Source organism: Paenibacillus foliorum (assembly GCF_013141765.1).
GTDB classification, from domain to species: Bacteria; Bacillota; Bacilli; order Paenibacillales; family NBRC-103111; genus Paenibacillus_S; species Paenibacillus_S foliorum.
Genome location: NZ_WHOD01000027.1, coordinates 26,060 through 42,137 on the forward strand (window position 1 = coordinate 26,060; position 16,078 = coordinate 42,137).

General features: G+C 32.2%; 14 protein-coding genes. All 14 read left to right on the forward strand.

Going from position 1 to position 16,078, the window contains the following annotated elements; translation table 11 throughout:
* Positions 1 to 28 precede the first annotated feature (28 nt).
* The 14 genes from GC093_RS06985 to galU all read left to right on the forward strand — a co-directional run bounded on the left by GC093_RS06985 (position 29) and on the right by galU (position 16,069).
* The gene (locus tag GC093_RS06985) at positions 29 to 1,108 is read left to right on the forward strand and encodes a mannose-1-phosphate guanylyltransferase (RefSeq protein WP_171651157.1); all 1,080 of its coding nucleotides are present in this window, start codon (positions 29 to 31) and stop codon (positions 1,106 to 1,108) included.
* Between the two features lie 46 nt (positions 1,109 to 1,154).
* On the forward strand, positions 1,155 to 2,138 hold the full coding sequence (gene gmd / locus GC093_RS06990) for a GDP-mannose 4,6-dehydratase (protein ID WP_171651158.1): 984 nt from the start codon (positions 1,155 to 1,157) through the stop codon (positions 2,136 to 2,138).
* Between the two features lie 20 nt (positions 2,139 to 2,158).
* Positions 2,159 to 3,097, forward strand: coding sequence for a GDP-mannose 4,6-dehydratase (locus GC093_RS06995; protein ID WP_171651159.1), 939 nt, complete (start codon positions 2,159 to 2,161; stop codon positions 3,095 to 3,097).
* Positions 3,078 to 4,025 (forward strand): GDP-L-fucose synthase family protein, encoded by a 948-nt coding sequence (locus tag GC093_RS07000; RefSeq protein WP_246313793.1) that lies wholly within the window; start codon positions 3,078 to 3,080, stop codon positions 4,023 to 4,025. The genes GC093_RS06995 and GC093_RS07000 overlap by 20 nt, the downstream gene beginning before the upstream one ends.
* Positions 4,025 to 4,807: an ABC transporter permease gene (locus tag GC093_RS07005; RefSeq protein ID WP_171651160.1), complete on the forward strand. Its 783-nt coding sequence runs from the start codon at positions 4,025 to 4,027 to the stop codon at positions 4,805 to 4,807. The genes GC093_RS07000 and GC093_RS07005 overlap by 1 nt, the downstream gene beginning before the upstream one ends.
* A complete protein-coding gene (locus GC093_RS07010; protein WP_171651161.1) occupies positions 4,807 to 6,138 on the forward strand; it encodes an ABC transporter ATP-binding protein in 1,332 nt (443 codons plus the stop codon). The genes GC093_RS07005 and GC093_RS07010 overlap by 1 nt, the downstream gene beginning before the upstream one ends.
* Positions 6,125 to 7,561 carry a class I SAM-dependent methyltransferase gene (locus GC093_RS07015; RefSeq protein WP_171651162.1) on the forward strand — a complete coding sequence of 479 codons (1,437 nt, stop codon included), beginning with the start codon at positions 6,125 to 6,127 and terminating at the stop codon, positions 7,559 to 7,561. Before GC093_RS07010 ends, GC093_RS07015 begins: the two co-directional genes overlap by 14 nt.
* Before the next feature lie 16 nt (positions 7,562 to 7,577).
* Positions 7,578 to 9,155 carry a glycosyltransferase family 4 protein gene (locus tag GC093_RS07020; protein WP_171651163.1) on the forward strand — a complete coding sequence of 526 codons (1,578 nt, stop codon included), beginning with the start codon at positions 7,578 to 7,580 and terminating at the stop codon, positions 9,153 to 9,155.
* A 24-nt stretch (positions 9,156 to 9,179) separates the two neighbouring features.
* Complete coding sequence (locus GC093_RS07025) at positions 9,180 to 10,076, forward strand: glycosyltransferase family 2 protein (protein ID WP_171651164.1); 897 nt, start codon at positions 9,180 to 9,182, stop codon at positions 10,074 to 10,076.
* On the forward strand, positions 10,073 to 11,230 hold the full coding sequence (locus tag GC093_RS07030) for a glycosyltransferase family 4 protein (RefSeq protein ID WP_171651165.1): 1,158 nt from the start codon (positions 10,073 to 10,075) through the stop codon (positions 11,228 to 11,230). Before GC093_RS07025 ends, GC093_RS07030 begins: the two co-directional genes overlap by 4 nt.
* The gene (locus GC093_RS07035; protein ID WP_171651166.1) at positions 11,218 to 12,036 is read left to right on the forward strand and encodes a glycosyltransferase family 2 protein; all 819 of its coding nucleotides are present in this window, start codon (positions 11,218 to 11,220) and stop codon (positions 12,034 to 12,036) included. The genes GC093_RS07030 and GC093_RS07035 overlap by 13 nt, the downstream gene beginning before the upstream one ends.
* Before the next feature lie 76 nt (positions 12,037 to 12,112).
* A complete protein-coding gene (locus GC093_RS07040) occupies positions 12,113 to 12,922 on the forward strand; it encodes a hypothetical protein (protein WP_171651167.1) in 810 nt (269 codons plus the stop codon).
* A gap of 51 nt (positions 12,923 to 12,973) precedes the next feature.
* On the forward strand, positions 12,974 to 15,118 hold the full coding sequence (locus tag GC093_RS07045) for a hypothetical protein (RefSeq protein ID WP_171651168.1): 2,145 nt from the start codon (positions 12,974 to 12,976) through the stop codon (positions 15,116 to 15,118).
* Positions 15,119 to 15,184: 66 nt separating this feature from the next.
* Complete coding sequence (galU, locus tag GC093_RS07050) at positions 15,185 to 16,069, forward strand: UTP--glucose-1-phosphate uridylyltransferase GalU (protein ID WP_171651169.1); 885 nt, start codon at positions 15,185 to 15,187, stop codon at positions 16,067 to 16,069.
* Positions 16,070 to 16,078: the final 9 nt, after the last annotated feature.

Consider the following 16,078-nt stretch of genomic DNA (forward strand, 5'->3'; position numbering starts at 1 on the left):
TTTTATGTCGACAAGTGGAGGGGAAGATATGACCATTACCGCGGTAATTATGGCAGGCGGAAAAGGCGAGCGCTTCTGGCCCAAAAGCCGAACTAATTTGCCGAAGCAATTTTTAAATATTTCAGGCAATAAGTCTATGATCCAACAGACAATAGGAAGACTGGAGAAGTTAATAGATGTATCTCAAATATTTATCGTTACTAATGAGCTATATGCGGAATTAATTCACGCTCAGCTTCCCAACTTACCAATAGATAATATTATTATTGAACCTATCGGTCGAAACACAGCTCCCTGTGTAGGAGTTGCTTCTATTATCATTGAAGAGAAATTCCCTGATAGTACAATGGTAGTTCTCCCATCAGACCATATTATAGAAAACGAAGAAGGATTTATTAAGATTTTGGGAACTGCTGTGGAAGTTGCCCAGAATAATAGCAATCTTGTTACTCTAGGAATAAAACCTACTTATCCTGAAACTGGGTATGGTTATATTGAAAGCACGAAAGAGATGGAAATTATTAATGAATTAGAAGTTCATAAAGTAAATAAATTTGTGGAAAAGCCCAATTTGGAAACAGCTGAAAATTATCTTTCTTCAGGTAACTTTTTCTGGAATAGTGGGATTTTTATTTGGAAAACAGCCGTTATACGGAAATATATAGAACAGTTGATGCCAGATATGCATGATATTCTGGAAACTATGAAAACGGCATTTTCTACTTCAACAAACAGGAATGATATTATAAGATCAGAATTTTATAAAATGCCTGATCAATCTATTGATTATGGAATCATGGAAAAAGTTAATAATATTTATGTAATACCCTGTATTTTTGGATGGGACGATGTTGGCAGTTGGACTGCACTAGATCGAATTAATGAACATGATGAAAATGGAAATGTTATAAAAGGTAATATACTAAATTTGGATACAAAGAGATGCATCATCGAAAGTAATGGCAAACTTATTGCAACGCTAGGTGTTGAAGATTTAATTATAGTGGATACTGAGGATGTAACCTTGATATGTTCTAAAGATAAAGCCCAAGAAGTAAAGGTGCTTCTAAAAGAACTCAGAATGCAAAAGTTAGATAAATATTTGTAATCACTTATACTTATAATAATCAAATTCTAGGGAGATAAAAATAATCATGACTAAATCTGCATTAATTACAGGTATTACAGGGCAAGACGGATCTTACTTAGCGGAGTTGTTGCTGTCAAAAGACTACAAAGTTTACGGATTGCGTAGAAGAACAAGCGTACCAATTCTTGAGAACATCGAACATATTAAGGATGAGATTGAGTTTTTAGACGGTGATCTTCTTGATGCCGGTTCATTAATAAATGCCGTTCGTATTTCAAAGCCTGACGAAGTTTACAATCTTGCTGCACAATCCTTTGTTGGTACTTCGTGGGATCAACCAGTTACTACAGGTATGGTGACGGGTATCGGTACAACGAACATGTTGGAAGCTGTAAGAATGGCGAAACCTGATGCGAAATTTTACCAAGCCTCAAGCAGTGAAATGTTCGGTAAAGTTGTAGAGACACCACAAAAAGAGACGACACCTTTCTACCCTAGAAGTCCTTACGGTGTAGCTAAAGTATACGGTCATTGGATAACGGTAAACTACCGTGAAAGCTTCGATATGTTTGCTTGCTCCGGTATTTTGTTTAATCATGAATCTCCTCGCCGCGGTGTAGAGTTTGTAACACGTAAGGTTACAGATGCTGCTGCAAGGATTAAACTTGGATTACAAAAAGAACTGCGAATGGGCAATCTTGACGCTAAAAGAGACTGGGGCTTTGCAGGTGACTATGTAAAGGCAATGCATCTTATGCTGCAACAAGATACACCTGACGATTATGTAATCTCTACTGGTGAAATGCATACTGTAGAAGAATTGGTCGAAATTGCTTTTGGTCATGTTGGCTTAAAGTGGAGAGATTATGTTGTAGTTGACCCTAAGTTCGTAAGACCGGCTGAAGTTGATCTTTTACTTGGTGATTGCACTAAGGCAAAGACTAAGTTAGGGTGGGAACTAGAAGTGGGTTTCGAACAGTTAGTAACGATGATGGTTGAAAGTGATTTGAAAAAGCTTGGAAAAGGGCAAGAGATAAGTAGTAGATAAATTTAGGAAGTGACTGATTAATGAAAGCCTTTATCACTGGGATTAGTGGATTTGTTGGGTCCTATTTATGTGAAAAGTTATTGCAAGAAGGATATCAAGTTTCTGGCATTTCACGAAGGGTAGAACTTAAAAAAAATAAAATTTCCTTTCATAGTTGTGAAATAAATGATAAACAAACATTAAAACAAATATTAGAGAAATATAAACCAGACGAAATCTATCATCTAGCTGGACCAGCTTTCATACCATTTTCATATAATAATCCATTTTTGGTATATGATATACTAGTTAATGGTACTTTAACTTTATACGAGGCCGTAAGAGAACTCGGATTAGATTGTAAAATATTATACGTAGGATCGGCTGATGTATATGGAAATGGTGAAGGAAATGGTTTTGAAGAAGAAAGAGTTCTTCATCCTAATAATCCTTATGCTGGTGGCAAGGCATGTGCTGATTTAATAAGTGAACAATATGCCAAAACTTATGGTTTACAGATAATGAGAGCCAGACCTTTTAATCATACTGGTCCAGAACAAAATGATAGTTTTGTCTGTTCTAATTTTGCTAAGCAAATAGCATCTATGGAGATTGAAGGAAAGAATGAAATTAATGTAGGTAATATAAATGTATCTAGGGATTTTCTTGATGTACGTGATGTAGTAAATGCATATCATTTAATCATGCAAAAAGGAACCCAAGGTGAGGTATATAATGTTTGTTCTGGGAAGGCTACAAAAATATCTGAGATTCTTGATTGGTTATTTTATTACTCAAATATCAATGATTCAAAGATTAATGTTGACCCTGCTAAATTAAGGAGTATTGATGCTCCGATTCGTTTTGGAAATAATCAAAAGCTTCTTACTACAGGGTGGATACCAAAATATGACTTAAAAGACACAATGAGAGATATGCTTTATTATTGGAGAGGTGTTAATGATGAAATTAACAAATAAGAATATCGTTGTAACAGGCGGGGCTGGTTTTTTAGGGTCTCATGTTGTTGACAAATTACACCAAATCGGTTGTGGAAATATTTCCGTTCCAAGAAGTAAGAACTACGATCTAAGAACTGAAACAGGCATCGTTGCTATGCTTAACGAAGCGAAGCCTGATATTATCATTCACTTAGCAGCTGTTGTAGGTGGTATAGGGGCTAATCGGGAGAATCCAGGCAAGTATTTTTACGATAACTTAATGATGGGAACTCAATTGATAGAACAATCACGCTTGTTTGGAGTTGAGAAGTTTGTAGCAATTGGTACTATTTGCGCTTATCCCAAGCATACGCCGGTACCTTTCTCGGAAGAAGATTTATGGATAGGTTATCCTGAAGAGACGAATGCACCGTATGGTTTGGCTAAAAAAATGATGTTGGTACAATCACAGGCATATCGTGAACAATATGATTTTAATTCAATATATCTTTTGCCAGTTAATTTATATGGTCCTAAGGATAACTTTGATCCAAGAACGTCTCACGTAATTCCTGCTTTAATAAAAAAATGTGTAGATGCAAAAGTGAATAAAGAATCTTCAATTATCGTATGGGGTTCGGGAAATGCTACGAGAGAATTCTTATATGTAGAAGATGCCGCTGAAGGTATTGTTTTAGCAACAGAGTCTTATAATAAAAGCGAACCGATAAATTTAGGTGCGGGACATGAAATTTCTATTAAAGATTTGGTTGAAAAAATTGCAGAAATGACTGGGTTTGATGGAGAGATTATATGGGATAGTACCAAGCCGGATGGTCAACCCCGTAGATCTTTAGATACAAGCCGTGCTCAAAATGAGTTTGGTTTTAAATCAAAAACTAATTTTGATTTAGGTTTGGAAAAAACTATCCAATGGTATATTGAATACGGTAGGGTGGCTAAGTAATGCGGACTATATGGCAGTATCGAAAGTATATCTGGGGTAATGCCGTATCAGAATTGAAAAACCGCTATGCTGGTTCTTCTTTAGGTGTACTTTGGAATATATTACAGCCATTATTTCAAATTCTAATATTTACTTATGTTTTTTCCCAGATTATGATTGCTAAATTGCCTGATATGGAATCATCCACTGCATTCGCAATTTACTTATGTGCAGGCTTGATTCCATGGGCTGCCTTTTCTGATATAGTTATAAGAGGCAGTAATGCTTTTCTTGAAAATGCAACATATTTAAAAAAATTAGCTATCCCAGAATATATTTTCATCATTCAAATCGGTATTAGTTCTGGGATAACTTTATTAATCTCAATGTGTTTACTTTTTATCATTGTATTATTAATAGGTGGATCGGTTTCTTTTTTGTGGGTGCTATTACCATTTATTTTATTCTTATTATTGTTGTTTGCATTAGGGTTAGCTTTTTTACTTGCAAGTATTAATGTTTTTTTTAAAGATGTAGGCCAGTTTTTAGGTACATTCATTCAAATTTGGATGTGGTTGACACCCATAGTATACGTGACAGAGATTGTTCCGACAGGATTTGCGAAAATTTTAACATATAATCCATTGTATTATTATATTGATTCTTTACATCAGATTATTGTATTTTCTCATTTACCAAATTCATTGAATTGGTTTTTTATGCTAATTTTTGCAATGTTATCTATGATTTTAGGTACTATTGTTTTAAAAATCTTACGTTCTGAAATAAGGGATGTTATATAATGGAACAACAAAATGTTGTGGAAATTAGAAATTTATCAAAACAATATAAGATGTACTCCAAACCTTACTATAGGTTATTAGAATGGTTAACTTTCGGATTTTTTAAAAAACATAGTGTTTTTAAAGCATTAAATAATGTGAATATAACCGTTAAAAAAGGTGAATGCTTAGGCATCATTGGACACAATGGTGCCGGCAAAAGTACTCTACTTAAAATTCTTTCCAAAGCTCTGTGGCCATCGAGTGGGTCTATCTATGCTGAAGGTAATATGGTGTCTTTGCTTGAACTTGGTACAGGATTTCATCCTGAATTAACGGGATATCAAAATATATTTAACAGTGGCAAATTACTGGGCTTTTCAGATAATTACTTAAATGATAAATTATCGTCAATAATTGATTTCTCTGAGCTAGGCGATTTTATACATCAACCTGTGAAATCATACTCATCAGGTATGTATGTTCGGTTAGCTTTTTCATTATATGCAAACTTAGAGCCTGATATTTATGTAGTTGATGAGGCTTTATCGGTTGGGGATATATTCTTTCAACAAAAGTGCTTTGATTTTTTAAATAATTTAAAATCAAAAGGAACTGCTATAATTCTAGTGACTCATGATATGCAAACAGTAAAAAAATATTGTGACAGAGTTTTGATATTAGAAGGTGGAAATGTAACACACGAAGGATTGCCACTTGAGATGGTCAATCTCTTTTACACGATGAATAATAAACAAGGAACAAAGAATAATACAATTGAGGAGAATTTAACAAAAACCAGTGATCACTTAGTTGCCAGATTAGATATTCCAATTGAAAGCAAGATCAATGTGGAAAATGCTATTGGTGTTCGGCGTGGAGATGGAAAAGTTAAAATAATTGGTGCTGTTATCCATGATCAAGATGGGTTTGAAGTAAGAACTGTAAATACTAGTGATAAGATAAGACTCCGTATGTATGCAGAAGTCATGGAAGACATTAATGATCTTACCTTTGCCTTTCAATTTTCAGATAGACACAATACTGTAGTATTTGGGCAAAACTCCTATATGGTTAACAAAAATAAATTGACTGCACATAAAGGTGAGATTATTGCTGCATCTTTCGATATTGAAATGAATTTATTTCAAGGTCTATATACAATTATGGTTGCTGCATCCGATTGCCAAACTGAAGTTGGTAATTTAATTTATGATTGGATCGAGGGATGCATGACTCTCGAGGTTATGAAACCTTCATGGAGAACATTCCATGGTATTGCTTACATGCCTTCTTCTTTTAATTATGAAAGTTGTTTGAAAAATAAGGAGATTAATGATGAACAAAATTGATATAACAACATGTTGGTGTGGTTCTTCTTTGTTGGAACTTTATTCCGAAAATTATGTTCGTTGTTTATCCTGTAATACTCTCATCAATTCTCCAAGATATGAGGATAAGTTTTTTGATGTAACTGATGAAGAACAATCGTATTATGGGAAAAATTATTGGCTCGAGCATCAAGTTAATGATCTAGGATTACAATCCATAGTCGACAGATCAAGAACTGACTTATCTGGTAGATGTATCTATTGGTTAAAAGTTATATTAAAGTATCTTGAACCAAAAGCGACAACTTTAGAAGTTGGATTCGGTTCAGGTGGGCTAATAGCTCTACTGAATGCTTTAAGTTTCAATAGTTCAGGGATTGAGTTAAGTGATTGGGTAGTACAGTATGTTAAGGACATCTATAGAGTTAATGTATATAAAAACAAAATCGAGGATCTTGATTCGAAACCGAAAAGTTATGATTCAATCATTTTGCTTGATGTTATGGAGCATCTTCCTCAACCATTGAAAACTATTGCGAGTGTTAGTAAGTTAATTAAAGACAATGGATATGTAATTATTCAAACTCCATGTTTCCGAAACCAAAATCTATCCTATAATGAAATGATAGCTACAGATGATCCCTTTCTCCAAATGATGATAGATCAAGAACATTTATATCTATATACAGAAGATGGAATGAAGGAAATGTTAAAACAATTTGGGTTTGAATATTCGTATATTGAACCTGCTTTGTTCCCCTATGATATGTTCGTTGTAGCTTCCAAGAAGCCTATTATCACTAAAAAACTTGAAGATATAGAAAAATTATTAATGAAAACTCGAGAGGGTCGTATCATTATGGCTCTTTTAGATTTATATGATAAACAAGTAAAAACTGAGAACGAAGCAATACTTCGTCTGCAATCTAATCAAAAACTAGAAATATGGCTTCAAGAAAGTGAAAAAGATAGGGTGGCTCGTTTGGAAGCTATTCAAACCTTAGAAAAGAACCTTATTGAAAGTGAAGAGGACCGAGCAGCTAGGTTAGACTTACTAAATAGAAATGATGAAATAATTCGATCTATTGAAGAAGATCGTGGTGAACGATTAAAGTCAATTTTAACTTTAGAACAAAATCTACGACTTAGTGAAGTAGAACGAACAACATTAAATAATAATCTTAGAATTGCTGAAGAAGATCGAAGAGCACGATTAGAAGCGATTATAACTCTTGAAGAGAACCTTAGAATTAGTGAAGATGATCGAAAAGCGCGTTTAAATAATACGATTTTTTTAGAAAAATTATTGAAAGAAACCCAACATAATTTAGAAATAGAACAAGTACAAAATAAGAAGTTAAAAGAAGATTTAGAAACATTGCAAAATAAAATAAATAAAAATTGGTTCTTGAAAAGATATACTAGTCGTAATAAACAAAAGTAAGGTTAGGTGTGTAAATATGAAAGTAGCTATCGATGTTGTTCCTATAAGAAATACAGGGGAAATGGGTGGTGCGCTTTTATTAGTTTTGGAATTAATAAAAGGCCTTGCTCTTTTTAATAAATCAGATAAATATTACTTACTAACCGCTGAGTGGAACCATCAATTTTTTGAACAATTTGAAAAGTTCGGTGTGGAAAGAATATGTGTTCATAACACTTCTTTGAAAGTTGAAAAAAACGGCAATTTATTGTTAAAAAAGATTCTCAAAAAATTATTTAAAATATTCAATATAAAGATAAAAAAAAAAAGTAAATCTATTTTAAGAACCAATTCAATCGACATACTGTTTTGCCCAATGAGTGCAATTAGTTTAGCAGAACCGGGTATTCCTACCCTTAGTTTGATTTACGATTTACAGCATGAATATTATCCACAATTTTTTTCAGATGAAGAAATACATCATAGAAAAAAATTTTATAACGGAATTTGTGATCTTGCAGATTATGTAGTTTGTATTTCTGAATTCACAAAGAACACATTAATTGAGAAACTTAATTACCCGGAAAATAAGTCGAAAGTTATTTATATTAGTATACAAGATAGATTAAATAACATAGATTCCACAGAACAAGATAGAATATTAGACAAGTTTAACCTTTCAAAAAAAATATATGCTTACTATCCGGCAAATTTTTGGCTTCATAAAAATCATAGGATGCTCTTGGTTGCAATGTCTATTTTTTTAAACAAGCATCCAGAAATAGACTTTCATTTATGCCTCACAGGAAGTTTATTAGGGCAAGAAAATAGTTTTAATGAAATTATTAACCAAATGAATTTGCAAGGTAAAGTTCATCATTTTGGATATTTGAGTGAACTTGAGGTTTCTGCACTAATGGCGGGTGCAAACTTCCTGGTATTTCCTAGTTTATTTGAGGGATTCGGAATACCTGTAGCAGAAGCAATGAGTAATGGTATTCCAGTAATGTGTAGCAATAATACAAGTCTTCCAGAGGTCGGTGGGGATGCAGCTCAATATTTCGATCCGAGAAAACCAGAGGAAATAGCAGAGATCATGTATATGTTAATAACGGATAATATTCTAAGACAGAAATTAATAACTAAGGGAACTGAGCAAGTTAAGAAATTTAACAGTGAAACTATGGTAAAGCATTACCATGATACATTACATGAAGTCGCAAAAAAACAATCAGTAAAGGGAAATTTGTTGAAGGGGGTATACGGAGATAATTGGACTGAGCCTGAAGTTCTCATTTCGGTTGGAGAAGATTCAAGGAATAGGGTTATAAATATTGAAATGCATCTTCCACCTGTGTCACCACATAAGCAAGCCCAGGTATATGTGACTATAGATAATAAAAAGAAAAAACATACGTTGATAAATGGTCAAGTACAAGTGATAAAAGAAATATTACCAAGTACAAGTTGCGATATTTGTATTGAAATAGAAAATACCTTCAGACCTAAGGATATTGGGATAATGGATAAGCGGGAATTAGGGATTCAAATGATAAAAATCGAAATCAAAGATAACATAACAGGAGAGACTATTCGCACTTTTCATAAAGCATAAATTATATATAAGGGTTGAGTGGAAATGAAAACTAAAATATCTGTGGTAACTCCATCTTACAATCAAGGGATCTTTCTTAAAAGAACTATTGATAGTGTTTTAAATCAGAAAATTGATGATTTGGAATACCTTGTATTCGATGGTGGCAGTAAAGATGATACAGTAGAAATCCTTCAAAGTTATGGAGAAAAGTTATTCTTTATTTCACAAAAGGACGATGGGCAATCAGATGCTGTTAACAAGGGGCTAAAAAAAGCATCGGGGGAAATAATTGGCTGGTTAAACTCAGATGATGTGTACTATCCCAATGCTCTAAGAACCGTGATTGATTTTTTTAATACAAATCCTGAAGTTGATGTAGTTTATGGTAGAGCGGATCATATTGATGAATTTGATAATTTCTTAGAAGACTATTATACGGAATCCTGGGATTATGAGAGATTAAGGGAGATCTGTTTTATTTGTCAGCCAGCTGTTTTTTTTAGAAAATCAGTGGTAGAAAAATTTGGTGTGTTAAATAAAGAACTTCGCTACTGTATGGATTATGAGTATTGGCTTAGAATTAGTAAAGATAAACCGTTTGCTTTTATAGATCAAAAACTAGCAGGTTCTAGGTTATATTCAGATAATAAAACATTAGGAAGTAGAAGAGCCGTTCACGAAGAAATTATCAGTATGTTAAAAGAAAAATCTAATAAGCCTCCTATTAGATGGATATATAATTTAGCACATGTAATCACTGAAGAGTCAGGTTATAGCCGTGGTAGTGAGAAGCAAAATTATGAATTTGTTAAAAATGTGGTTAAGACATCAGCGTTATCTTTTTTGAAATATCAAAAAAGTATACCATTAGCTCAATGTAAAGAAATGATGGGGTGGTTACGGAGTGCACGAAAAGCAATGCTGGAGGTAAAAAAATGAAAATTGGCTATGATGTCAGCCAAACTGCTGAGGAGATGGCGGGTTGCGGTTTTTTTGCTAAACAAATTATATCTCATCTTATTGAACAGAATAAAGAGAATCAGTATCTATTATACCCAGTATTTTATGGATACCGCCATCCTGACTATAAGCAGGCTTTTAAAAGTGAACTTCCGAATGTGAGTAGTTTGTTTTTGGATCAATCTTGGCGTAAGGTAAATAGTATGTGGACAGATAACTCAAATATGGATGAGTTGTTGGGTTTTCCTGATTTGATTCATTCAAATAACTTTAGTTTTCCTCATGAAGTAAAAGCAAAACGAATAATGACCATTTACGATATGGGTTATTTAGATTGCCCTGAATTTACTACAGAAGCCAATCGATTGGTATGTTTTAAAGGCGCTTTTGATGCAAGTATTTCAGCAGATCATATAATTACTATATCGGAATTCTCCAAACGATCATTCCTTAAATATTTTCCTTATTACCCAGAAGAAAAAGTGTCGGTTGTTTATCTTGGTAATAGACCAACCCTGAATAAAGTTACGGAGACAACTTTAATACAGCAAGTTTTTACTAAGTTTGGTTTGAAAGAGAACTTTTGGCTCGGAGTAGGTACAGTAGAACCTAGAAAGAACTACAGGCTTCTGATTGAAGCTTATGCAAAATTAGTGAATGAAAATAACGAAACAAAGCCACTCTATATTGCAGGTGGAAGAGGCTGGATGGAAAATGATATACAAAATCGCATAAAAGAACTAGGGATTACTGAGAAAGTGAAGTTTCTTGGATATGTGTCAGACGAAGAGTTGTCTGTCCTATATAGTCAATGCTTCGCTTTTATTTATCCGTCCCATTATGAAGGCTTTGGTTTACCTGTCTTAGAAGCAATGAGCTGTGGTGCTCCGGTTATTACAAGTAATAATTCAAGCATTCCTGAAGTTGTAGGAGATGCGGGGCTTTTAATAAACGCTAAGAAAGTTGAAAGTTTATCAGACGCTATGTTAAAGCTGAATATTCAAGAAGGTCTCAGAGAAGAACTGATATCAAAAGCTCTTATTCAAGCTGCGAAATTCTCATGGACGTATGCAGCAGACCAAGTGTTAAAAATATATGACAAGGTGATGAGTACGGAAGCATGGCACAAATAAATATTAGGAAGCCAACCGTAGCTATCGTCATACCTAATCTAAATCAAGGGCATTTTTTAGAGCAAGCAATTCAGAGCATTATGAAACAGTCTAGTTTAGAATTATTTATAGCTGTTATGGATGCTGGTTCGACTGATGATTCCTTGTCTATTATAAGAAAATATAGTAACTATATCACTTATTGGAGATCGCATCCAGATGAAGGTCAAGCCGCGGCTATCAACGAAGGTATTGTAAATTTACCTGCTACTGATTATGTTTGTTGGTTAAATGCTGATGATGTTTTTTTAGAAAATGGTTTAACAACAATGGCTAAACACCTGGAAGAAAACAATAAATGTGTAGCTGTATATGCTAATGCTTATATTACAGATAGTCACAATCAGATAATAAGTTATTATCCTACAGAAAAGTTTTCCGTTGAGGGTTTAGCTCAAAGTTGTTTTATATGTCAACCGGCTACTTTAATCCGAAGTGGTGCTTGGAACGACGTATATGGTGTTGACACTTCTTTTCATATGTGTATGGATTACGATTTGTGGTGGCGATTAAGCAAAATAGGGTGCATAGATCATATAGATTCCTTCACAGCATGTTCGAGAGATCATGAAGGCACCAAGACAAATAATAATAAAGAGAAACATTACAAGGAAGCTTTTAAATTACTTAAGAAACATATAGGGTATGTGCCTTTGCATTGGTGCGTTAGTATGATTAGAGAGATTAAATTTAAGAACACTTCTGTTGTTACTAAAATAATAAGTAAATTGGCAGGCGGATATTTGTATTTAATTAATAAGTTTTGATTAGCTAAGGATTAACGAATGATCTTTGTAATTTAGTAAATTTAGATCGGAGATGCATATGGAAAATCTCTTGTATATGCAGAAAATTACCCTTGCTCTATCACGAGCAGCAGCCACATCGCAGCTTAGACAAATAGATGAAACAAAACCAATCACTTGGGAATTTTCTGGATTTAGTCAAAACGGTGAAGATGGGATTATAGATTTTCTAACCCAAAAGATCATAAATCCAAATTATTATTTTATTGAAGTTGGCGCCTCAGATGGTATGGAAAATAATACTTCGTGGCTAGCATTCGGAAGAAAATATGAAGGAATCATGTTTGAAGGCAATGTAGATTCTTTAATAAGATTAAAGCAAAATGTTTTACCTCTAATCCTAGGTGTAGAAGGGCATCACCTTTTTGTGAGTTTAGAAAACACCGATGAAATCATTTCAAAGTCGTTGTATAGCTCACCTGATTTTTTTTCTCTGGATATAGATGGAAACGATTATTATATCGCAAAAGCTTTATTAGAAAAAGGATTTAAACCTAAAATCTTTGCTGTTGAATATAATTCTGCATTTGGTCCAAATAACAGTTTAACCATTAAGTATGATGAAAATTTTTCGATTGATTTTGGAAATTATGAAAATTATTTATATTATGGTGTTTCAATTGCGGCATGGAAAAAACTTTTTGAATTATATGGGTATAAGTTTGTTTCAGTGGAAAGAAGAGGAGTTAATGCATTTTTCATTGATCCATCTTGTTTCGAAGGCCAATTTGTTGAAAGCCTAGACGGAATACAATTTGCTGAAAATTTTTATCAATTAATAAAATATAAAGTTTCATGGGAAGGTCAAATTTTCCATTTAAATAATAAAGAATTATTAAAAATTTAATCTAATCAAATCTAATTTGCAAACAGTAATTTTAAAGAGGAGACTAACGATTTGCTTAATATCATTTTATTATATATTATTATGATGCTTTTTTTTTCAATTTGTGGTCTTATTTTAATAACCCTTCTGAAATTAGAACACAAGCAATATTATTTAATTAGTCCAATAATTGGATTGGCTGCTTTAATCATTTATTCCCAAAATATAGGTTTGATATTGTCTGGAAAATACTTATCAACAATACTATTCATAGTTATATTACTATCTTTGATTTATTATAATAAAAAAATTTTTTCCAATTTTAAGATTTTTTTATCCGAAAATAAATTAGTAATATTATTATTTTCTTTATCAAGCTTCATTTCATTATTACCGCAATTTATTGTAGGAAGACTGACTTCCTTTAATTCATTTAATAATGATCTCATTGTGTATTTACTAAATCCTGAGTGGCTAAATAGTAATAAGTATTTATCTGAACCTCCAAAAATACCTGGATATCCTTTGATTGATTATTCTACAATTCTTATAAAAAATGCTTTAGAAAGAGTTGGACTAGATTATATAACACTAAACATAAGTAATTTAACAGGGCTTGAGACGTATCAAATATTTGGGACTCTCGCATGCTTATTGTTTTCATTACTTGGAGTAATTCTATATGAACTTTGTAAAAATTATTTGAAACTATCAAAAAATATAGCACTTATATCTTTAATATTATCTTCAACATCTCCGTTAATGATGAATGTTATGTTTTCACAGTTTATTCCCCAAATATGTGGGATTGTTCTCATGCTACTGACAATTTGTTTTTTTATAAAAGTACTATATGAAAAAAATATTCCCAACATAGTGTTGCTTTCTATCGCCGGAGCATCTGCTGTTGGAGTGTATGCTGAAATAATAATCTATTTATTTATATTTTGTTTGTGTTATTTAATAGCTAATTATAAAGATTTTCTTCATAATTTTATTAAGAACATAATTTTCATTTTGATAATCACCTTTATTACTGTTTTATTTAATGTCCCTGGATTTATAATTATGTTTCATAAGCAGTTAATGCTTATGAAATTATCTGGAACAGATGCTGGAAATATAACTTTCTTTATACCAACTAATAATTACATTGCTTTAATATTAGGGTATTTACCTTTTCCAATTACGCAATCATTTACTGTAATGAAGTATTTAGTGATATTAAGTTTAATATTTATTGCTTATGGTTTTATAAAATCAAAGATTTTTAATAAGTTATTTTATTGTTATATGATTTCATTCGGATTTCTAATCTTTATATACTTTAGGTACTATAAAATGTTCCCTTATGGAACGTACAAACACATTATTTTTATGGAAAGTATTTTTATCATCATAATATCTATTTCTATATCATTCTATATAAATAATTTTAAAAAAGTGATGCTCGTACTTTTAAGTATATTCATAATTGTTAATCTAATTAATATTTATAAAATACAGAATCGTGTTCTAACAAATGAATTACTAATAAATAAAGATTTTATAGAATTAAAAGAAATTAAAAATATAGTTCCCAAAGACATACCAATCACAATAAATTTAGCTCCTTTTGGTGAAACACATTTAGCCTCATATTTTTTGAGAGATAGAAAGATATTGTTAAATAACGTAAGTTATTTTAGTTATTATGGATTGAATGATTTAACATTCAAACAACAAACCCCGATGTATATTCTTACTTCATTTGAAAAACAAGAAGATATATATAGAAGTGAAAAAGAAAAGATTATATGGCAAAATGATAGATTCAAATTGTTATATACCGATAATTTTTTAGGGGTATCATTCGAAAAAGGATTTTATAACGTAGAGAAAAGCGATCAATCTTCATGGAGATGGATGAATAATGAAGGATATATAAAAATAAAAAGCTCGCAAAATAAGGAAGTTGATTTAAGTTTTGATATCAATAATGTTGTACCATCTTCAATAACAGAATACAAAACTGGAAAAGTATTTGTGAATGATGAATATATCGGTGATTTTAAAGCGTTTAAAAATAAAAACAATAAAATAAAATTTGAAAAAATTAAACTAATTTCTGAAAAAGAAAATGTAGTTAGAATAGAAATAGTAGAAGGGGCTGATACTGTACCTTCAGATTCTAGACCTTTATCAATATTAACAACCAATTTTCAAATAAATTATTAAATTCAATTTTTAAGTCCAGTTCCTCTTTATCTATCTTTATCGAAATAAATATTAGGAGGGTTTCAATTGAAAGTTCGAAAGGCAATTATTCCTGCCGCTGGGTTAGGTACTCGATTTTTACCAGCTACAAAAGCCATGCCAAAAGAAATGCTACCCATTGTTGATAAACCAACTATTCAATATATTGTTGAAGAAGCAGTTGAATCTGGTATTGAAGATATTATTATAGTCACAGGTAAAGGAAAAAGAGCAATAGAAGATCACTTTGATAATTCCTTTGAGTTAGAACAAAACTTATTTCAAAAAGGGAAGTTTGATTTATTGGATCAAGTACAAAAATCTTCCAAAATGGTAGATATTCACTATATACGCCAAAAAGAACCAAAGGGGCTTGGCCATGCTATTTGGTGCGCAAGAAAGTTTATCGGTAATGAACCATTTGCAGTACTCTTAGGGGATGATATTGTTCAGTCAAAACCAATACCCTGTTTAAAACAGCTCATTGAACTATTTGATAAGATAGGATCCTCTATCATAGGAGTTCAACCTGTGGATGAGAAAGAGGTTTCAAGATATGGGATAGTTGATGGAAAGGAAATAGATCATCGTTTATATAAAGTTAATAATTTGATTGAAAAACCAAGTCAGAAAGAGGCACCATCTAATTTGGCGATATTAGGCAGGTACATCTTATCACCTGGTATTTTTTCAATTCTTGAAAATCAAGAAATTGGTACAGGAGGAGAGATTCAATTAACGGACGCTATAAATAAATTGAATATATTAGAACCAGTAAATGCATACCATTTTAGTGGGATTCGCTATGATGTAGGTGAAAAACTAGGATTTATTAAAACATCTATTGATTTTGCTTTAGAGCGCGAAGATATAAGCAAGGAATTACTTGATTACCTACGCAATGTGGTAGATTCATACAAAGCTATGCATTAATCCTAACTT